This window comes from Thiomicrolovo sp. ZZH C-3 (genome assembly GCF_054862725.1).
In genome coordinates, this window is sequence record NZ_JBTKXX010000001.1 from 506,623 (window position 1) to 524,793 (window position 18,171).

The following is an 18,171-nucleotide window of genomic DNA, read 5'->3' on the forward strand; positions in this document are numbered from 1 at the left end:
ATTGCACGCTTAAGAGGCGCTTTGTTGTCTATAAAGTGATAGGGATGACGCTCCCGAAGGGGACTTCCCGCTCCGTTTCCGGGGTGACCCAGACGGTGTCGATGAGGGGCTCTTTGTCCGGGAAACGGCCGTCGCAGTCAGTGAAGTAGAGCAGCAGCGGGGCCATGGGGGCGTGGCGTTCGGTCCATTCAAAAACAGGGCGGAAGTCGGTGCCGCCCCCGCCTTTGAGGTCGAAGCGCAGGGGTTCGCCCGGGTAGAACTGGCGGTGCGACTGCACCTTGGCATCGCTCACAAGCAGTTCGATGCGGTAGTCGGTGAAGGTCTCCAGGAGCGACTCGACCTCGGCGATGAAGCGCCCCAGCAGCACCTCGTCGACGGAGCCGGAGCTGTCGATGGCAAGAACGATGTCGAGGGTCTCCGAGGTGGACGAGGGGAGGTAGATGTGGTTGTAGAGCAGCTTTTTGGAGGGCGGGAGCATTCGGTAGTCGCTTTTGAGGTGGCGGGAGAGGGCGTGAAAGAGCTCGCTGCGCCAGTCGATGACGCTCTGCGTGGTAGGAATGAAAAAGCGCTCCAGCCCCAGGGGGGTGTCGCCCTGCTGCTCCAGCATCTCCCGGACCGCCTTTTCAAAATGCTCAAAGAGCGACTCGTCCACGCTGTTCTCCACCTCCATCTGCGGGCGTTTTTTGTCCGGGTCGTGGTCCCCCTCGGCGTTTTTCAGCTCGTCGCGTTTGCGCTGGTTGTTCTCGTTGAAGCCGGTATCGTTACTTTCGTCGTCGTTGTACTCTTCGTTTTGTATCTCGTCTTTGAGCTGGGCGTAAATCGCCTCGGCGTACATCCCCTCGAAGCGGGGATCGTAGTTGACCTGCGGGGGCAGGGCAAAGTTGTTCTGTACGAGCATGGCGTTGATGGCGTGGTCGGTGGCCAGCTGCCACAGCCAGCTCATCCGCCCGTTCTGGCGCCGCTCGTGAACAAGCGCCGCGTGCATCGCCCCGTTGGCGAGCATGAATTCGCACTCCCCGTCGTCGAGGCTTTCGACGTAGTCGGGGTTGTACTCCAGGCGGAGGCCGTTGCTGAGAAAGCCCGGGATGTCCTCGCTGGTGTCCAGCTCCAGGCGGCTGGCGAGGGTGCCGAAGTAGGGGGAGTTCAGCAGGAGGCGGGCTTTGGCTTTGCCCAGTTTTTCCAGGGCTGTTTTTTCAGACATGGGTTAGAGCCTGAGGGGTTGTTCCCCTTCTTTTTTGCTTATCCAAAAAAGAAGCCGAACCGGGAAGAAAAAAGGATAATTTAGCTGCCGCGCATGAATGGTGTTGATCGAATGTCCGATTTCTTCTATTACGTGCGCGCTCCATGCTGTTCCCTTTTTCTTGTTTATTCAAGAAGGAAGGCGAACTTGCCGACCCAGTTGCCGTAGGCGTCGAGGTGGTCCATCATGACGCCGTTTTTCTGGAGGTCCTGGATGATGAGGACGGCGAACTCCGGGGGGAGCAGGTGGGTGTAGTCGAGCAGGCGGGCCAGTACGTCGTCGTCGGGGGCTTTGAGCACTTTGGAGACGAGGGTGGAAGCAAGGGCGTAGAGGGCGCTGAGATCTTCCGGGACCTCGTGCGACTCCCCGCGCAAAACGGCGTCGGTGTCGGGCAGGAGGTGCATCACCTTGGCAAAGGCCGTGAAGGCGACGGCGCGCTCCTCGCCGACGGCCCCGGCAATGGCGTTCATTGAAAGGGCGGGGTTCATACCGGCACGCAGGATGCCGTGCACGAACTCCCAGCTGCGCGGGGTGGGGAAGCTTTTGGTATCACTGGCGGGGTCGAAACCGAAGAGGGCGTCGTTGTTGGCGGTGATGTAGCCGATGATGCGCTCGTCGATGTTTCTATGGTAAGCCCAGCGGCGCCAGTCGTCGACGTTGACGTCCATCTCCAGGTGGATGAAGCGGTTGGCCAGCGGCAGGGGCATGCGGTAGACGACGCCCCGGTCGTTCTCGCGGTTGCCCGCGGCGACGATGGCCCACCCCTCGGGCAGTTCGTACTCGCCGACCTTGCGGTCGAGGATGAGCTGGTAGGCCGAGGCCTGAACGGAGGGCGCGGCAGTGTTGAGCTCGTCGAGGAAGAGGATGCCGCTCCCCTCCCGGGGCAGGAACGAAGGCGGGGCCCAGACGGCCTGGTGCGCCTGGTTCTCATAGAAGGGGATCCCCTTGAGGTCGGTCGGGTCCATCAGGGAGAGGCGCAGGTCGATAAAGCCTATTCCCTTGGCCTCGGCGATCTGCTTGACGACGGAGGATTTGCCGATGCCCGGCGCTCCCCACAAAAAGGTCGGCAGCTTCTGCTCGACCAGGGCGTCTAATGTTTCAATGATCTCTTGGCTTCTCAAGGGCAGCTCCAATGATAATTTTCTCTGTAACGCTGGAAACGCGGAGGGGAGTTGGATGTGTTCTCATAACCATCCTATGTTTTCGCGTTGAATGAACTGCCCGAAGGCGTCGTTGGTCCGGACGGCACGTTCGAAACGGGCGTCAAGCTGCAGCTGCTGCAGGATCTCGATGGGGGTGGACGTGTTGGCAGCGAGGGCACCCAAAACGTCCGCATCCCCCTGTGAATAGAGCTGCTCGAGCAGGGCGGCGGGCGAAGCGGGGTTGGCGGCCAGCGCCGCGTCGCATCCCGAACCGGCCAGCGCCGTCAGGGCTTCTTCGGTCATGGCGGGGTTGGCCGCCAGGGCGGCGCGCACGGCGGGGAGCCCCGTTCCCATGAGCACCCCGGCGATCTGCAGCGAAGGGTTGGCGGCCAGTGCCGCCATGACCGCCTCGTCGTCCGTGCCCATGAGGCGCTGCTGCATCGTGGTGGTCAATGCGGGGTTGGCGGCCAGGGCCCGGGCGTGGTGCGCAAGTCCCTTCTCAAAACGCGCCTCGTCCAGGGCGATGTGGGCATACCCGGTTTCGGCCAGGGCGTCGTCGGCAAAGAGACGCTCCGCCAGCGCCGCGTCGAGCATCGGGTTGGAGACGAGGGCCGACGTGACCGCCGGTATGTTGAGGGCGGCCAGCTCCTGCTGAAGGGCCGGGCTGAGGGCGGGGTGGGCCGCGACGAGGGCGCGCAGGGCGTCGTCGCCCTGGCGGATGAAGTGTTTCAGGGTCGGCTCGTCTGTGTCGGGGTGCAGGGCCAGCGCCTCGAGGATCGCGCGCATCTGGCGCTCCTGGCTCCCCACGGCCTGGCGCAGCGGCGCGAGGGAACCGATAACGCGGATGAGGCGGGGACGGCGGGTCTGTCGGAGCAGGTGCATCAGTCCGAGGGTGGAGTACTGGACGTTGTGGTTGCGTTCGATGTTTTCGTAGTAGCGCCCGATCAGCGCTGCCGTGACGTCCCGGTTCTCGTCCGTATCGAAGAACCCCTCCCCCTTCCAGTCATACAGCTGCAGCAGTTTCAGGAAAAAGTCGTTCGAGATATAGGGGTTTTGCAAAAAGGCGTGGAGCCGCTCGTTGTCGCGGGTGAGCTTGAGGCTCATCATGATCCGCTCGGGCTCGATCTGGGTACAGAGCGTTTTTTCAAAGGCATCGATGGAGAGGGGCACGACCTTGTCGCTGTCGTAGAGACGGTCAAGCTCCTCCTGCTCGAGGGGATTGATGAGCCGCCCCTCGACCACGGCATCGACATCGGCATCGTAACGGTCGGCCAGGGTGATGTCCGCGGCACGCAGAAGACGGTCGAACTCCTCGCGGTTCAGCGCGCGCGGGGCGCCGAAAAGCAGGATGCGTTTATGGGTGAATGTTCGCAGTTGCATGGACGTATTATAACGCTTCGGTCTTGACGCATTTGGAATAATATCTGCATTTAAGCTTGGCATCTGCCAAAATACACATGATAACATAGTGGAATACTGTGGATTGCAGACAAATTCTCATTGCTTCGTCTATAATAGCAGCGAAGCAACACTAAAGGGCACCTCTGAGAACCGTACAGGGTGTTTAGAGGTGCCCCCTGATAAGGATAAGGAATGATAGCGTCAAACATCACCGAACTGATCGGCAATACACCGCTGATTCGTCTCAATGCCCCCTCCGAACAGACCGGAGCGACGATCCTCGGCAAGTGCGAGTTCATGAACCCGACGAGCTCCGTCAAGGACCGGATCGGTTTCAACATGATCAAAACGGCGATGGATGACGGCATCATCAATTCGCAGACGACGATTATCGAGCCGACCAGCGGCAACACGGGGATCGCCCTCGCCTCCATCTGCGCGGCGCTGGGGCTGAAACTGACCCTGACCATGCCCGAGTCCATGAGTATCGAACGCCGCAATATCCTGAAAGCCCTCGGCGCGGAGCTGGTACTGACCCCGGCGATGGCCGGTATGAAGGGGGCGATCGAGAAGGCGGAGGAGCTCAAAGAGAACCTGGGCAACGCCATCATTTTGCAGCAGTTCCAGAACCCGGCCAACCCGGCGGTCCATATCAAAACGACGGCCGAAGAGATCCTGCGGGACACGGACGGCAACCTTGACATCTTCGTGGCCGCCGTCGGGACGGGGGGAACGCTGACGGGGACGGGCACGCGCCTCAAAGAGGTGATCCCCGCCATCGAGATCATCGCCGTCGAACCGACGGACTCGGCGGTCCTCTCCGGCGGCAAACCGGGGCCGCACAAGATCCAGGGGATCGGCGCGGGCTTCGTGCCGGATGTCCTCAACACGCAGATCTACGGCGAGGTCATCACCGTCAGCAACGACGACGCGATGGCAACGGCGCGGATGCTGGCCAAAGAGGAGGGGCTGCTCGTGGGTATCTCCGCCGGGGCGAACGTCTACGCCGCGATGCAGGTCGCCGCGCGTCCGGAGAACAAGGGCAAGACCATCGTCACCATTCTCTGCGACACGGCCGAACGCTACCTCTCGACGGCACTGTTCAGCGAATAGGCATGCCGTTTCTGGAGACGATCCTGGCCGAAGAGGGACGTTTCCCCTACCTGCCATGGCATCAGCAGCGCCTGGACCGCACGCTGAAGCGCCACGGCATCCCGAACCTTTACGACCTTGAGCGTCGCCTGGAAGCCCCGGAAACAGGGCGTTGGCGCTGCCGGGTCCGGTATGATGAACAAATGTTCACATATGAACTTCTCCCCTATACCCCCCGCATTATGACCTCACTGCAGCCGGTCACGGACGAGACGATCACCTACCGCGACAAAACGACCGAACGCACACGGCTCAATCAGCTTTTTGACCTGCGGGGCGGGGCGGACGACGTCCTGATCGTGCAGGCGGGCCTCATCACCGATACGACCATCGCCAATGTCGCCTGTTTCATCGGGGGGCAGTGGCTGACCCCGAAGCAGCCCCTGCTCGAAGGCACGGCGCGGGCCCGGCTGATCGCCGAGGGGACGCTGACCTGTGCCGACATCACCCTCGATGCGGCACGGGGCGCGGAGCGGGTGGCCGTGATGAATGCCCTGTCAGGCTTTGTCGAGGTGAGCGGTGGTATACTTCCCCCGATTAATTAACTTGGAGAGATGATGCTCATCAATATTCTGAATGATGAAAAATTTGTCGATTTAATGCAGCGGCATGTCGAGGAGCTGATGCTCTACCTCTTCGAACATGACCAGTCTTTCGGCATTCTTTGCAAGATCGAGCATCTGAGCTTCGAACCGGAGCTGCCCGAGCACATCACGGAGTCGTTCCGCCCGATGACCCTCTTTTACCTGGCGGGGTACACCTTCGACAGCGCGCGCATCGACGGCAACCGGCTCATTTTCGAGGCGGGGTTCGGACCGGAGAACATCGGCAGCTTCGTCACGGTGCCGCTGCCGAGCATTATGCAGATCATCATCGACGAAACCCCCATCTTTATCAACCACGCCGTCTACAAAGAGGGCGAAGAAGAGACCGAAGCGGTCGATGACGGCGGGATCGAGAATTCGATGGCGGCGTTTTTGTCGAATCCGGAAAACGAGAAGTTTCTGAAGAAGAAGTGATGAGGTTCGTTCCCTTTCTTCTTTGCGCGCACAAAGAAGAAACCGAACCCGAAAGAAGAAAGTGCGAAAGGCTGCCGCTTGCGGCATATGCCATGCATCACAAATCTGCTCGACACGCTAATGACCGTTTCGGCCTTGACAGAAGAAGCGGATACAGACATCCTTCACGTAGCACGTAGCACGTAGCACGTAGCACGTAGCACGTAGCACCCGCCTCGGAGAAAGTCCCCCGGGGGATAGAAGAGTATGAAACGTACTTACATCCGCATGGTGAGCAGGAAGTCGACGACGTTGTTGACGAAGGCGTCGTGCTTGCGCTCTTTGGAGTAGGCGATGTAGAACTTGCGGTGAACGCGGAAGTTGCGCATGCGTGATTCGTACAGTTTGCCCTCGGCGATCTCGTCCTCGATGACGTGGCGGGAGATGACCGATACGATCGGGCGCTCGGCGTCTTTCGGGGAGCGCATGATCGTCTCTTTGACCGCCGTCGGCGACTGGACGACCCCGATGACGTTGAAGGTTGAACAGTCGATCTCAAGCTCTTCGAAGGCTTCGGAGACGAGCTTGCGGGTGTGGGAGTTCTCGTCGCGGCAGACCCAGTCGAAGGTGAAGAAGTCCTCTTTTTTCAGGTACTTGGGCAGCGGCTGGTTGGAGAAGAGCACCAGTTCGTCCTCCATCCATTCGCGGTAGATGATCCCGTCGCGGAAGACCGGGGACTCGATCAGCGCGACGTCGATCTTCTTGTCCTCGAGTTCGTCGATGATCTCGTTGGAGAGGCCGACGTGCATGTAGACTTCGTTGTTGATCTTCTCTTTGATCGCGCCGAGGTAGGTCGGGATGACGTAGTTCCCGATCGCGTAGGAGGCGCCCAGGATAAAGGTGAAATCTTTGTTGATGATTTTGAGCAGCTCTTTCTGGCTGGTGTTGATCGCCTTTTCAAGCTTGACGGCGATGCGGTAGAGATCCTCGCCCTCTTTGGTCAGCTTGATTCCGTTCTTTTTGCGCTCGACGATGCGCGTGTCAAGATACTCTTCGATAAATTTGATCTGTTGGGTGACGGCGGGCTGGGAGATGCCCAGTTTCGCAGACGCCTTGGAAAAGCTCTTCTCTTTGACAACGGTTAAAAAGGTTTGGAGTTTGGCGAAGTCTTTCAGCATTCAAATATCCTTGGCAAATGGGCCGTATTTGTCTATGTTATAAAGCGGACGCTTTTCAGTGACAGGGCACCATAAAAATAAAACATCAGAATTATAACGTACAATGATAGTCATTTCAATAAGAAGAATTAGTTTTGATTACTTTTTTTATAATTTTCCGAAGTTGTAACGCGAAAAGTGTCATCAAACAATGAGAGCTTAAAAAATTATTGATATAATAGATTAACCTAAAAACACGAAAAACGGAAGATGGAACAAATTTTCAAAAACCTCAACGAGCAGCAGGCCGAAGCCGTCAAAAAGATCGACGGTCCCTTACTGATCCTGGCGGGCGCAGGCAGCGGCAAAACGACGACGATCACCTCGCGTCTCGCCTATCTGCTGGACGTTGTCGGGATCCCGGCAAGCAACACGCTGACGCTGACCTTTACCAACAAAGCGGCCAAGGAGATGCGTGAACGCGCCCTGAAAATGATCGACGCCAAGAGCTACCCGCCGCTGCTGTGTACCTTCCACAAGTTCGGCCTGCTCTTTTTGAAGTTCCATATTCACCGGATGGGGCGGGAGAACAACTTCGTCGTCATCGATACGGACGACAAGAAGCGGATCCTTAAAAAACTTGCCGGCGATCTGCCGATGCCCCTGGTGGCCAGCGAGATCTCCCGCTATAAAAACTCCCTGATCACGCCGGAAGAGGCGCACGCCCAGGCGGAGCAGAAGAATTATGAGCAGATCGCGAAGGTGTACAAGGAGTACGAGGCGTACCTGGTCGAGAACAACCTGGTGGACTTCGACGACCTGATCGCCCTGACCTACAAACTCCTCGACGAACACCCGGAGCTGGCCGAAGAGACGAGCAAGCGCTACCAGTACATCATGATCGACGAGTACCAGGATACGAACGAACTGCAGTTCAAGCTGCTCCAGAAGCTCTGCAGCGTGCACAACAACCTCTGCGTGGTCGGGGATGACGACCAGAGCATCTACGGCTGGCGCGGGGCGCACGTGCGCAATATCCTGGAGTTCGACCAGGATTTCCAGGACGCGATGGTGGTCAAGCTCGAACACAACTACCGCTCGCGCACCCCGATCCTGACCGTCGCCAACGCGTTGATCGAGCATAACCGCTCCCGCCTGGGCAAAACGCTGCTGCCGACCCGGGGCGACGGGGACGCCGTCAAGATGCTCTCGTCGAACGACGAGAACGAGGAGGCGGGCAAGATCGCCCTGCAGATCAAGAAACTGATCGGCGAGGGGGTGCGCCCCAACGAGATCGCCGTGCTCTACCGCATCAATGCGCTCAGCCGCTCCCTCGAAGAGGGGCTCAACCGCGCCGGGATCCCCTACAAGCTCGTCGGCGGGCTGCGCTTTTACGACCGGGCCGAGATCAAAGACCTGATCAGCTACCTGCGCGTCATCACCAATCACCACGACAACTTCTCGATGAAACGCATCATCAACAAGCCCAAGCGCGGCATCGGGAAAGCTTCCATCGACAAGCTGGAACTGGCGGCGATACAGCAGGAACGCTCCCTGTACGACCTGATCCGCCTCAGCAGCAGTGCCGAGCTGGAAGCCCTGGTGCGCAAGAAAAATGCCACGACCCTGAAGCAGTTCATCAGCGAACTGGAGCAGATGCGCGCGATCGCGGACGAGTCGCTCTATACCTTTGCCGAACGGCTCGACGAGATCTTCAAGATCAAGGCCTTCTACGAGGCGATGCCCGACGGGACGGAAAGGGTACAGAATATCGACGAGTTCTTCGGGCTTTTCCGCGACTTTATCAAGCAGAACCCGGAGGCGACCCTGGACGCATTCCTGAATGAAGTCTCCCTGCAGAGCGAACAGGATCAGGTCGAAGGGGAGAGCATCTACATCATGAGCATCCACGCCTCGAAGGGGCTGGAGTTCGAGCACCTCTTCATCATCGGTCTTGAAGAGGGGTTCCTGCCCCTGGTCGGGGACGGCAGCGACCTGGAGGAGGAGCGCCGCCTGGGCTACGTCTCCTTTACGCGCGCCAAGGATACACTGACCCTGTCGCACGTGCAGAGCCGTTACTACAAGGGGCGCCGTACCGAACTGGAGAAGAGCCGTTTCTTCGGCGAAGCGGGTCTTTGCGAAAGTTCGCTGAAGATCGAGAAGAACACGGCGTTCAAAAAAGGGGACCTCGTCCGCCACAAGATCTTTGGCGCAGGACGGGTCATAGGCGTGAGCAAGGCCGGGCGCGAATTCAAGCTCAATATCAACTTCGGCGGCAACAAGCGGGAGATCCTCGCCTCCTTTGTCGAACGCCTCTGATACGTCTATGAACCGACTTTTTGTTGCTTATAAGCCCTCCGGGCTCAGCTCCAACCAGTTCCTGCGGACCCTCAAGCGCAAGTACGGGGTGAAAAAAGCGGGCTATTCGGGGACCCTGGACCCCTTTGCCAAAGGGGTGCTCATCGTCGCCTTCGGCAAATACACCTCGCTCTTCCGCTTCCTGAACAAAACCCCCAAACGCTACCGGGCAACGCTCTGGCTCGGGGCGCACTCCGACACCCTCGACATCGAAGGGGTTGAGCGCATCGACGCGGTCGCACCGCTGCCGGTAGCAGCAGTAAGGGAAGCCGTCGAATCGCTTCAGGGGGAACAGGCCTACCCGCCGCCGATCTTCAGTGCGAAGCGGATCAACGGCAAGCGGGCCTACGACCTGGCGCGGGCGGGCATTCCCTTTGAACTGGAGACGATCCGTTCGACGGTATATGATGTCAAGATGCTGCACTACTGCCACCCCTTTGTGACCTTCGAGGCCACGGTTTCCGAGGGGACCTATATCCGTTCGCTAGGACGGCTCGTGTACGAACGGCTCGGCCTGGAGGGGGGATCGCTGAGCATGCTCGAGCGTCTGTGCGAGGGGCAGTTCGTCTACGAGGGGGAGAAGCCCCTCGATATCCGCACTGCGCTGCGTGTGCCGCCCATCGAATACCGGGGGGAGTGGCGCAAGATCACCCTGGGGCAGCCGCTGACGCGTGACGAGTTCGCCCCCGGCGAGGACGGCATCTACCGCGTCGACGACGGGCAGGAGCTCTCCATCTTCTCCTTTGACGCCGAGGGCGTGCATTACGTGTTGAACAAGGTGGCACTATGAAACATTACAAGGCACCGGCCAAAGTGAATATTTTTTTGAAGATCACGGGTAAACGCGGGGAGTACCACGAGATCCTCTCACGCTTTATGGTGGTGGAGCAGCTGCACGACCTGCTCTACTTCTTCCCCAAGGAGCAGGAGGGGTTCGTCATCGACGGCGATTTCACCTGCGCCACGGAGCAGAACACGATCTACAAGGCCTACCGGGCGCTCTTGGAGGCGACGGGATCGACGGAACTCGAGCGGCTGATGCAGACCCACGGGATCGCCGTGAACAAGCATATTCCCGCCTTTGCGGGCCTGGGCGGGGGCAGTTCGGATGCGGCGACCTACCTGAAGATGTGCAACGAAGTGCTGCACCTGGGGCTTGATGTCGGCGCGCTGGCCGCGATCGGCGCAAAAGTCGGGGCGGATGTCCCCTTTTTCGTCTACGGCTATCCCAGTGCGAACGTCTCGGGTATCGGCGAGATCGTCGAACCCTTCGACGAGGCACCGCTGCAGCTCGAGACGCGCACGCCGTCGATCGAGATCAGCACCCCCGCCGTCTACCGCCGCTTCCGGGAGGGGTTTTACAAGGAGCTCTCCGCCGGGGATTATGACTACTATGCAAAACGCGATTCAAAAACGCTGCTCTCCGAACTGAGCGCCGACGACGCGAACGACCTTTTCGAGCCGGCCCTGTCGCTCTACCCGGAGCTCAAAGAGCATTTCCGCCACGGCTGGTTCTTCTCCGGCAGCGGGAGCAGTTTTTTCAGGCCTGTTCCTCCGGCGTAGGCAGCTGTGATGCGAGCCTGCAGTGTTCGGAGTAGGGGAGGAAAAGACTGAAGGTCGTTCCCGTCTTTGAGGTGTCGACGGCGATGGCGCCGGCAAAGATCTTTTCGATGATCTGGCGGCTCATGTGCAGCCCGATACCGCTCCCTTTCATCTGTTTTTTTGTCGTAAAGTAGGGGTCGAAGATCTTCGGCTTGACCGCAGGGTCGATGCCGGGGCCGTTATCCGAGACGGTGACGGTCATCCCCTCCCCGTTTTTGTTGAATGAAAGGCTGATCTGCTTGCGGTCAGTCTCGTACCCCTCCAGGGCGTCCTTGGCATTGCTGATGAGGTTCAGCAGCACCTGCGAGATGGCCGTTGCGATCTCCACCGGGGTCTCTTTAAAGGCGTCGGTATAGACGATCTGCAAGGAGATACGGGCGGTTTTGAGCAGCGGGGCGACGATCCCCTCCATCTCGGAGACGATCTGTTTCAGGGGCAGGATCTTGGTCGGTGCCCGGTTCTGGAAAAAGGAGCGGAAATCTTCGATGGTATCGGAGAGGTAGAGGGTGTTCTGTTCGATGGTCTCAAAGGCCTTCTCCAGGGTCTCGTCGTCAAGTTTCCCCGTGGCCTGGGCGAGTTTGAGCGACAGGAGGGTGAGGTTGACGGCATTGAGGGGCTGGCGCCATTGGTGGGAGATGTTGGAGAGCATCTCACCCATAAGGACGAAGCGCTCCTGTTCAAACAGCAGCATATCTTTCGCACGGTTTTTTTCGATCTCCGCTTCGAGCGCCGTTTTGTAGCGCTCCATCCGCAGCATCATGTTGAGGACGGCGGAGAGGATCGTCGGGGTCAGCAGCAGCGGCATGACAATGGAGAGAAAGGCGACAATGGGGAGCAGTTCCCCCATAAAAAGATAGAAGATCCCCCCGGCCAGCACAAAGGAGATGGTGGTGGAAACCAGGGTGGCCCAGATGATGATGGTTCGCGGACGGTACTGGCTGATTTTGTCGAAAAGACGGGCAAAAAGATTCATAAGAAATTATAGGTGCAGATTGATTAAAACAAGATCGCTTCCGGTGCGATGAGTGGCGGCAGGAGGGCGGTTTCTGCTATGATTGCATCACTGATTCAAAGGACTGCAAGTGGGCGAAACGATTGCCAAAAACAAAAAAGCCTATCATGACTACGAGATCCTCGAAAAATTCGAAGCGGGCCTCGTGCTCAAGGGAAGCGAAGTCAAGGGGATTCGGGCCGGACGGGTCAATCTCAAGGACAGTTTTGTAAAGATCGTCAGAGGCGAGGCTTTTTTGTTCAATGCCCATATCGGCCGGCTGGAGACGACGCACCACTACTACGGCCACGAGGAGCGCGGCAGCCGGAAACTTCTTCTGCATAAAAAAGAGATCGCCAAGCTGATTGCCGCCGTTGAAAAAGAGGGGCACACCATCGTCCCGCTGCAGCTCTACTTCAACCGAAAGAACATCGTCAAGATCCAGATCGCCATCGCGCGGGGTAAAAAGCTGCACGACAAACGCGCCGATATGAAAGAGAAGGATATGAAGCGCGACATCGAACGGGCGCTCAAAGATTACTAGCAGCTTTTTGCGGCTCGAACAGAGCCGTCTTCAGTGGCCATAGCGGCGAGCGAAAGTTCGCGGGGCTTTGCTCCGGGGGACGGCAATGAAAATGGTCGCACGACAAACGCGCCGATATGAAAGAGAAGGATATGAAGCGCGACATCGAACGGGCGCTCAAAGATTACTAGCAGTTTTTTATCGGCTTGTGCAGAGCGGTGTATTCCAAGATTTTTTGTGCTTTGTTCCCCTTCTTTTTTGCTTATCCAAAAAAGAAGCCGAACCGGGAAGAAAAAAGGATAAAAGGCTGCTGCTTTCGGGACATTCCATTCGCCGGCGATCCGGTCGATACGCTAATGACCGTTTTCGGCCTTGACAGCAGGAGCGGATGCTGACATCCTACTACCTACTACCTACTACCTACTACCTACTAGCACTATTGCCCCGCGGTCCTCATGACCTCTATCAGGGTGATGAGGATGGCGACGACGGCGGAGGCGATGGCGACCCTGTCGGCTTTTTTTATCGCCTTGTAGATGCGTTCGAGTTCGTCGTCGCCGAGGTCGGCGAATTTGTGGGCGCGAATGTACTTGACCGCTTCGCGGAAGCGGGGGTCGCCGAACTGGATGTTCCAGCGGGGGCGTCCCATGGCTTCATAGCGAGAAGGGTGGTGGTCGCGCAGGCGGTTGAGAAAGGCGTTTGTTTCCAGCAGCTGTTTTAAAACGGCGATGATGAAGAGGGCCGTAGCGGTAATGAATAAGAGGTTAAGCGTCATAGGGGTTCCTTGTAAAGGAAGCGGTTGGTTGTAAAAAGTGTGTGGGGAAGTGTGTTGGGTGTGAAGGGCGTCCGCAATTACTTGCGGAGCTCTTTGATACGTGCAGATTTACCGGCACGGTCGCGCAGGTAGAAGAGTTTCGCACGGCGTACACGTCCGCGGCGAAGTACTTTGATCTCGTTGATGCTGTCGCTGTAGATCGGGAAAACACGCTCGATACCGACGCCGTTGGCACCGATTTTACGAACGGTAATGGTTTTACCCGTTCCCTGACCGCGCATTGCGATACATACACCCTCGTAGTTCTGAACACGAGTTTTGTCACCCTCTTTAATGGTAACAGCGAGGCGTACGGTATCACCGGCGCGGAATTCTGGGACGTTCTTTTCAGCGACTTGAGCATTTTCGAAATTTTCGATGTATTTATTTCTCATACAATGTCCTTTTTCTATGCCTTTTAAGCTGCTCAGGCCTGAAGAATTTAGTCTTGCATTCTGACAAGGCAATTTTGAGTGCCGCAATTTTACTGTGGTTTCCCTTTAAGAATTCTGATGGCACACCCATATTTTCAAAAAGCGGCGGCTTTCCGTATGAAGGGGCTTCCAGCAGATGGGTCTCAAAGCTTTCGGTCTCCAGCGACTCGCTGTTTCCGAGGACGCCTTCGAGGTTGCGGGCAATGGCATCTGTCATCACCAGCGAGGGCAGCTCCCCGCCGGTAAGGATATAGTCGCCGATACTGAAGACCTCGTCCGCAAAGGTCTCGATGACCCTTTCGTCGATGCCTTCATAACGGCCGCTGACAAATGCAACGTGGCTTTTCTTGGCGAGGCGTTTGGCGTCATTCTGCACAAACGGCTTGCCGACCGGGGTCGCGAAAACGATATGGACGTCCGGATCGTTCTCGCGGAGTTGTTTCAGGGCGTCGAAGAGCGGCTGCGGCGTCATGACCATTCCGGCCCCGCCGCCGACGGCCGTGTCGTCGACCTTGCCGTGTTTGTTCGTCGTAAAATCGCGCGGGTTGAGATAAGCGACGCTGAAGCGCCCCTTTTCCTGTGCCCGTTTGAGGATGGAGTCCTGGAAATACCCCTCGATCAGGTTCGAGAAGAGGGTGACGTAGGTAAAGGTCACGACTCCTCCAGGATGGCCATCGCGCCGTGCGCGGTGATCAGTGCCGCAGCGGTATCGACGCTTTCGACGAAGGGTGGCTGCTTGGGCAGCAGGAACTGCTTGGGCAGCCGTTGCTTCAGCAGCGCATCGTCGGTCTTGATCTGCAGGTAGTCGACCGCGCCGATACGCTCGATCTCCACCACCTTGCCCAGCGCCACACCGTCTTCCATGACCGTACAGCCGATCAGGTCGAACCAGAAGTGCTCCCCCTCGTCGAGGTGGCACATTTCGCGGGTACGGCCGTAGGTTGTGTAGAGCATGACGTTGGTGTAGCGTTTGGCCTCTTCTGGCGTGTCGATGCCTTCAAGTTTGACCAGTTCGCGCTCCATATTGACCGTTTCAAACCGCAGCGGGGTACGCTCTTTGGTATAGAAGGTCTCGCCGGGAACAAACTGTTCGGGGAAATCGGTGAAGAGGTGCAGCTTCATCTCGCCGTGCAGGCCGACGGTGCGGCCCAGCGTGGCGATATGGAGCAGCCGGTCGCTATTCTGCCGCTTCGACATTGATGCGGTAGCTCTTGCCGTCTTTGGCTTTGCAGCCGGAGATGACGGTTTTGATGGCGCCGATCATCTTGCCCTCTTTGCCGATCAGCTTGCCGATATCGGCACCGTTGGCATAGAGGACAATTTCGGCGATCTCGTCACCTTCGAACATCTCGACGCGGATGTCCTCGGGATAGGAGGCGATGAGACGTGCGTATTCGGCGACGAAATCGGTGACCATGATTACTTGCCGGTGATCTTTTTGACGCGGTCGCTCATGGTCGCGCCGACGCTGATCCAGTAGTTCAGACGCTCTTCGTCGATCTTCTGCTCTTTGGTCATCGGGTTGTACCAGCCGATCAGTTCGATCCAGCCGCCGTCACGGCGCTTGCGGGAGTCAGTAACCGCAACGCGGTAGAAAGGCTGTTTTTTGCGTCCCATACGGGTAAGACGGATTGTTGTCATTGTTCGTTCCTTACGATAAAAATAAAGTGAATGGTTTTTCGGAACGTTGGAAAAAGAGGGCAGGGCTGCGGGACGATGAAGGAGTCACTCTCACATTGATACCGCGGCCTCTAACCGTCTTGTCGGAGACGTTCCGTGCAAACCGTTCGGGTATGCGATACGCCAATGTCACAGAGGTATTGTTCATAAGCGTAAAACGATGGCGAAATTATAGCGAATAATTCTGGATTGCACAAGGGCGGGGGTGACCCCGCCGCATTGGGCGAAGGATACGCACAACTGAACGGTGGTGCGTCCTCAGGGTCTCGGCGCTATTCTGATCTCCAGTTCGTCGGCATTGTTGTTTTCGTTACGCTCTGCGATCGCGTGCCCCGCATCGGCAATGACTTTCACATAGAGTACATCCGGTGTGTTTTTGACCCTGCCGTAGATGATGTGCTGCGTGAGGGACTCCCCCGGTTCAAGGTTTTTGGTGACCCAGATGGTCTTTTCCTTGTGCACCGGGCCGGAGTAGCCGTATCTGAACTGGACGGTGATCTTGAACTTTTTGCGGCTGTGCCCGTCATAGGCAAAGACGTTTTCGATAGTGGTGTCCAGTTCAAGGGGCTCATTGACGTAGAGCTTGCGGACATGACTCAGTATGGTGCCGCCTCTTTGGGTATAGGCCGTGATACCGGTCACCGTCAGATCCGGTTTTTCGACAGGCTGCTGGGAAGAGGAGGGGGGCACGATTTTCTGGGGCACCTTGGTCGAGACGGCGGGGCGCTGTATCTGCACCTGGGGCTCTATGGCAACTGCGGTGAGCGGCAAGAGAAACAGGGGGAGGTAAAGAAGGCGTGTACGCATGATCTCTCCTTGTGGGAAAATGCACGAAGATGTGACCATTATAACAGTTTCGCTGCAGCGGATACAATCATTGAAAAAAAGGAGGAAGGGAGCGTGCCGTATGCAAACGGCGCGGCGGGGGGATCAGCGCGGGAACTTTCCGCCCTGCATCTGGCTCATCATGTTCTGCAGATCCTGCATCCCTTTTTTGCCGGAGAACTTCTTCGCCATCTTCGCGGCATTTTTGAACTGCTTGAGGATACGGTTGACGTCCATCTGATCCATTCCGGCCCCTTTGGCCAGCCGCTGCTTGCGGCTGTTGTTGAGCAGGTCGGGGTTCTCGCGCTCTTTGGGGGTCATGGAGCTCACCAGCGCCTTGATCTGTTTGAGCTCCTGGGAGTTCTCAAGGTCGAAGTCTTTGAGCGCCTTGGACATATCGCCCATCCCCGGGATCATCCCCAGCAGGGATTTCATGGAGCCGAGCTTCTTCATGCTCTCCATCTGCTCGAGGAAGTCGTTGAAGTTGAACTGCCCCTTCTTGATCTTCTGGGTCAGCTTTTTCGCCTGCTTCTCATCGATGACGCTGGACGCTTTCTCCGCCAGCCCTTCGATGTCCCCCAGCCCCATCAGGCGGTTGACGATGCGGTCGGGGAGGAAGACTTCGAGGTCCGCCATCTTCTCGCCGGCACCGATAAAGCGCAGCGGTACCTGAACCTGAGAGGCGATGCCCAGCGCGACGCCGCCTTTGGCGTCACCGTCGTATTTGCTCAGGATCACCCCGTCGATTCCGATCTGCTCTTTGAAGCTCTGGGCGGTGCGGACTGCATCCTGGCCCGTCATGGCGTCGGCGACGTAGAAGATCTCGCTCGGATTCGCGGCGTCACGCACCTGCTTCAACTCGCTCATCAGCTCTTCGTCGATGGCCAGGCGTCCGGCGGTATCGACGAGCACGACGTCGTACAGGTTGCTTTTGGCCTTGGCCATGGCTGCGGTGACGACCTCCACCGGGTTCTTGGTTGCCTCGTCCTCGTAAAGGTCGACGCCGATCTGTGCCGTGATCTGGCGGAGCTGTTCGACGGCGGCCATACGCTGCAGGTCCGCCGCGACGATCATGACCTTTTTCTTTTTCTGCTCTTTGAGGTAGGTGGCGAGTTTCCCTGTTGTCGTCGTTTTCCCCGACCCCTGAAGGCCGGTCATGAGGATCACGGTGGGGGGATTCGCGGCAAAAACAAACCCCTGGTGCCCCTCGGTTTTCAGCAGGTCGTGCAGGGTGAAGCGCATCGCATCGAGGAACTGGTCCTTGCCGATGCCGGCTTTTTTCGTATCCAGTTCGACGCGATCGATAAGCTCTTTAACGACTTTGTGATGGACATCGGCTTTGAGGAGCGCTTTTTTCAGTTCGGTCAGCGCTTTTTTCAATGCCTTGTCGTCATCGTGGAATCGGATCTTCTTAATGGCGGACGTAAATGAATCCGTCAAGGTATCAAACACGGGTGCTCCTTATGCTCTGCATCATAACTATATAGGGTGGGTGCAAAATGAATGAAGGCGCATTATAGCGAAACAGCCTTTGCAGGACGATTGAGCGCCGTTGACATCATCCATAATATAGAACAAAGGCAGAGAGACAGACGCTATACCCTGAAATACGTTACGGACTGGTCGTGTTGGCAGGGATGACAGCTTTTTTGATATTCATGGAAAAACATGTTGAAATACACAAATACCGTTAATATAAAAAAATAGTTCAAAATAAAATGGATTGAATAAATATAATACACCAAAAAAAACTACAAAAAAACAAATATAAGAAATAGTTTTATTATGATTCCTTTTTATTTTCTTAAACGTGTAGAATAGTAACATACGGCATGTCGTGTATTGCAGATTTTT

Annotated in this window: 20 protein-coding genes; 7 read left to right on the forward strand and 13 right to left on the reverse strand. The window is 57.3% G+C overall.

What is annotated here, in order from left to right; genetic code table 11:
* Window positions 1–28: 28 nt before the first annotated feature.
* From ACXWTF_RS02610 to ACXWTF_RS02620, 3 genes are all read right to left on the reverse strand, one after another.
* Window positions 29–1,201 carry a vWA domain-containing protein gene (locus ACXWTF_RS02610; RefSeq protein WP_461713466.1) on the reverse strand — a complete coding sequence of 391 codons (1,173 nt, stop codon included), beginning with the start codon at window positions 1,199–1,201 and terminating at the stop codon, window positions 29–31.
* 164 nt (window positions 1,202–1,365) lie between these two features.
* Window positions 1,366–2,361: an AAA family ATPase gene (locus tag ACXWTF_RS02615; protein WP_461713467.1), complete on the reverse strand. Its 996-nt coding sequence runs from the start codon at window positions 2,359–2,361 to the stop codon at window positions 1,366–1,368.
* Window positions 2,362–2,424: 63 nt separating this feature from the next.
* Window positions 2,425–3,762, reverse strand: coding sequence for a hypothetical protein (locus tag ACXWTF_RS02620; RefSeq protein WP_461713468.1), 1,338 nt, complete (start codon window positions 3,760–3,762; stop codon window positions 2,425–2,427).
* Between the two features lie 213 nt (window positions 3,763–3,975).
* Here ACXWTF_RS02620 and cysK point away from each other — a divergent pair, with 213 nt between their 5' ends.
* From cysK to ACXWTF_RS02635, 3 genes are read left to right on the forward strand one after another with little or no spacing between them, the layout of a single operon-like run.
* Window positions 3,976–4,896: a cysteine synthase A gene (gene cysK, locus ACXWTF_RS02625; RefSeq protein WP_461713469.1), complete on the forward strand. Its 921-nt coding sequence runs from the start codon at window positions 3,976–3,978 to the stop codon at window positions 4,894–4,896.
* 2 nt (window positions 4,897–4,898) lie between these two features.
* The gene (locus ACXWTF_RS02630) at window positions 4,899–5,480 is read left to right on the forward strand and encodes an aminotransferase class IV (RefSeq protein ID WP_461713470.1); all 582 of its coding nucleotides are present in this window, start codon (window positions 4,899–4,901) and stop codon (window positions 5,478–5,480) included.
* Between the two features lie 12 nt (window positions 5,481–5,492).
* A complete protein-coding gene (locus ACXWTF_RS02635) occupies window positions 5,493–5,954 on the forward strand; it encodes a hypothetical protein (RefSeq protein ID WP_461713471.1) in 462 nt (153 codons plus the stop codon).
* A gap of 257 nt (window positions 5,955–6,211) precedes the next feature.
* Here the strand turns inward: ACXWTF_RS02635 and ACXWTF_RS02640 are convergent, their stop codons facing one another.
* Window positions 6,212–7,111 carry a LysR family transcriptional regulator gene (locus ACXWTF_RS02640; protein WP_345970667.1) on the reverse strand — a complete coding sequence of 300 codons (900 nt, stop codon included), beginning with the start codon at window positions 7,109–7,111 and terminating at the stop codon, window positions 6,212–6,214.
* A 249-nt stretch (window positions 7,112–7,360) separates the two neighbouring features.
* Here ACXWTF_RS02640 and ACXWTF_RS02645 point away from each other — a divergent pair, with 249 nt between their 5' ends.
* Genes ACXWTF_RS02645 through ACXWTF_RS02655 form a run of 3 tightly spaced genes read left to right on the forward strand, consistent with a single transcriptional unit; the run spans window position 7,361 to window position 11,011 of the window.
* Entirely contained in the window at window positions 7,361–9,409 is a 2,049-nt protein-coding gene (locus ACXWTF_RS02645) for an ATP-dependent helicase (protein WP_461713472.1), read from the forward strand.
* A 7-nt stretch (window positions 9,410–9,416) separates the two neighbouring features.
* Window positions 9,417–10,238, forward strand: a complete 822-nt coding sequence (gene truB / locus ACXWTF_RS02650; protein WP_461713473.1) for a tRNA pseudouridine(55) synthase TruB — start codon at window positions 9,417–9,419, stop codon at window positions 10,236–10,238.
* Window positions 10,235–11,011, forward strand: coding sequence for a 4-(cytidine 5'-diphospho)-2-C-methyl-D-erythritol kinase (locus ACXWTF_RS02655; protein WP_461713474.1), 777 nt, complete (start codon window positions 10,235–10,237; stop codon window positions 11,009–11,011). The genes truB and ACXWTF_RS02655 overlap by 4 nt, the downstream gene beginning before the upstream one ends.
* Here the strand turns inward: ACXWTF_RS02655 and ACXWTF_RS02660 are convergent.
* Window positions 10,989–12,023, reverse strand: coding sequence for a sensor histidine kinase (locus ACXWTF_RS02660; protein ID WP_461713475.1), 1,035 nt, complete (start codon window positions 12,021–12,023; stop codon window positions 10,989–10,991). The two genes, ACXWTF_RS02655 and ACXWTF_RS02660, sit on opposite strands and share 23 nt — an antisense overlap.
* A 109-nt stretch (window positions 12,024–12,132) precedes the next feature.
* Between ACXWTF_RS02660 and smpB the strand changes: the two genes are divergently transcribed.
* Window positions 12,133–12,585, forward strand: coding sequence for an SsrA-binding protein SmpB (smpB, locus tag ACXWTF_RS02665; protein WP_231020222.1), 453 nt, complete (start codon window positions 12,133–12,135; stop codon window positions 12,583–12,585).
* Window positions 12,586–13,000: 415 nt separating this feature from the next.
* Here smpB and ACXWTF_RS02670 read toward each other — a convergent pair whose 3' ends face one another.
* From ACXWTF_RS02670 to ffh, 8 genes are all read right to left on the reverse strand, one after another.
* A complete protein-coding gene (locus ACXWTF_RS02670; protein WP_461713476.1) occupies window positions 13,001–13,339 on the reverse strand; it encodes a hypothetical protein in 339 nt (112 codons plus the stop codon).
* 77 nt (window positions 13,340–13,416) lie between these two features.
* Entirely contained in the window at window positions 13,417–13,773 is a 357-nt protein-coding gene (gene rplS / locus ACXWTF_RS02675; RefSeq protein ID WP_345970674.1) for a 50S ribosomal protein L19, read from the reverse strand.
* The gene (gene trmD / locus ACXWTF_RS02680) at window positions 13,763–14,467 is read right to left on the reverse strand and encodes a tRNA (guanosine(37)-N1)-methyltransferase TrmD (RefSeq protein WP_461713477.1); all 705 of its coding nucleotides are present in this window, start codon (window positions 14,465–14,467) and stop codon (window positions 13,763–13,765) included. The genes rplS and trmD overlap by 11 nt, the downstream gene beginning before the upstream one ends.
* Window positions 14,464–15,009: a ribosome maturation factor RimM gene (rimM, locus tag ACXWTF_RS02685; RefSeq protein ID WP_461713478.1), complete on the reverse strand. Its 546-nt coding sequence runs from the start codon at window positions 15,007–15,009 to the stop codon at window positions 14,464–14,466. The genes trmD and rimM overlap by 4 nt, the downstream gene beginning before the upstream one ends.
* Window positions 14,990–15,229, reverse strand: a complete 240-nt coding sequence (locus ACXWTF_RS02690) for a KH domain-containing protein (RefSeq protein ID WP_345970677.1) — start codon at window positions 15,227–15,229, stop codon at window positions 14,990–14,992. The genes rimM and ACXWTF_RS02690 overlap by 20 nt, the downstream gene beginning before the upstream one ends.
* 2 nt (window positions 15,230–15,231) lie before the next feature.
* Entirely contained in the window at window positions 15,232–15,453 is a 222-nt protein-coding gene (gene rpsP, locus ACXWTF_RS02695; protein ID WP_345970678.1) for a 30S ribosomal protein S16, read from the reverse strand.
* Between the two features lie 297 nt (window positions 15,454–15,750).
* Window positions 15,751–16,299 (reverse strand): CARDB domain-containing protein, encoded by a 549-nt coding sequence (locus tag ACXWTF_RS02700; protein WP_461713479.1) that lies wholly within the window; start codon window positions 16,297–16,299, stop codon window positions 15,751–15,753.
* A gap of 123 nt (window positions 16,300–16,422) precedes the next feature.
* Window positions 16,423–17,769, reverse strand: a complete 1,347-nt coding sequence (gene ffh / locus ACXWTF_RS02705) for a signal recognition particle protein (protein WP_461713480.1) — start codon at window positions 17,767–17,769, stop codon at window positions 16,423–16,425.
* Window positions 17,770–18,171 lie beyond the last annotated feature (402 nt).

What these genes read in the sequence shown, in the direction of transcription:
- ACXWTF_RS02610 (WP_461713466.1), bottom strand. Translation starts at nt 1,201, where the DNA reads ATGTCTGAAAAAACAGCCCTGGAAAAACTGGGCAAAGCCAAAGCCCGC.
- ACXWTF_RS02640 (WP_345970667.1), bottom strand. Translation starts at nt 7,111, where the DNA reads ATGCTGAAAGACTTCGCCAAACTCCAAACCTTTTTAACCGTTGTCAAA.
- rplS (WP_345970674.1), bottom strand. Translation starts at nt 13,773, where the DNA reads ATGAGAAATAAATACATCGAAAATTTCGAAAATGCTCAAGTCGCTGAA.
- ACXWTF_RS02670 (WP_461713476.1), bottom strand. Translation starts at nt 13,339, where the DNA reads ATGACGCTTAACCTCTTATTCATTACCGCTACGGCCCTCTTCATCATC.
- rimM (WP_461713478.1), bottom strand. Translation starts at nt 15,009, where the DNA reads ATGTCGAAGCGGCAGAATAGCGACCGGCTGCTCCATATCGCCACGCTG.
- cysK (WP_461713469.1), top strand. Translation starts at nt 3,976, where the DNA reads ATGATAGCGTCAAACATCACCGAACTGATCGGCAATACACCGCTGATT.
- ACXWTF_RS02620 (WP_461713468.1), bottom strand. Translation starts at nt 3,762, where the DNA reads ATGCAACTGCGAACATTCACCCATAAACGCATCCTGCTTTTCGGCGCC.
- ACXWTF_RS02700 (WP_461713479.1), bottom strand. Translation starts at nt 16,299, where the DNA reads ATGCGTACACGCCTTCTTTACCTCCCCCTGTTTCTCTTGCCGCTCACC.
- rpsP (WP_345970678.1), bottom strand. Translation starts at nt 15,453, where the DNA reads ATGACAACAATCCGTCTTACCCGTATGGGACGCAAAAAACAGCCTTTC.
- ACXWTF_RS02630 (WP_461713470.1), top strand. Translation starts at nt 4,899, where the DNA reads ATGCCGTTTCTGGAGACGATCCTGGCCGAAGAGGGACGTTTCCCCTAC.
- ACXWTF_RS02635 (WP_461713471.1), top strand. Translation starts at nt 5,493, where the DNA reads ATGCTCATCAATATTCTGAATGATGAAAAATTTGTCGATTTAATGCAG.
- ACXWTF_RS02690 (WP_345970677.1), bottom strand. Translation starts at nt 15,229, where the DNA reads ATGGTCACCGATTTCGTCGCCGAATACGCACGTCTCATCGCCTCCTAT.
- ACXWTF_RS02655 (WP_461713474.1), top strand. Translation starts at nt 10,235, where the DNA reads ATGAAACATTACAAGGCACCGGCCAAAGTGAATATTTTTTTGAAGATC.
- truB (WP_461713473.1), top strand. Translation starts at nt 9,417, where the DNA reads ATGAACCGACTTTTTGTTGCTTATAAGCCCTCCGGGCTCAGCTCCAAC.
- ACXWTF_RS02645 (WP_461713472.1), top strand. Translation starts at nt 7,361, where the DNA reads ATGGAACAAATTTTCAAAAACCTCAACGAGCAGCAGGCCGAAGCCGTC.
- ACXWTF_RS02660 (WP_461713475.1), bottom strand. Translation starts at nt 12,023, where the DNA reads ATGAATCTTTTTGCCCGTCTTTTCGACAAAATCAGCCAGTACCGTCCG.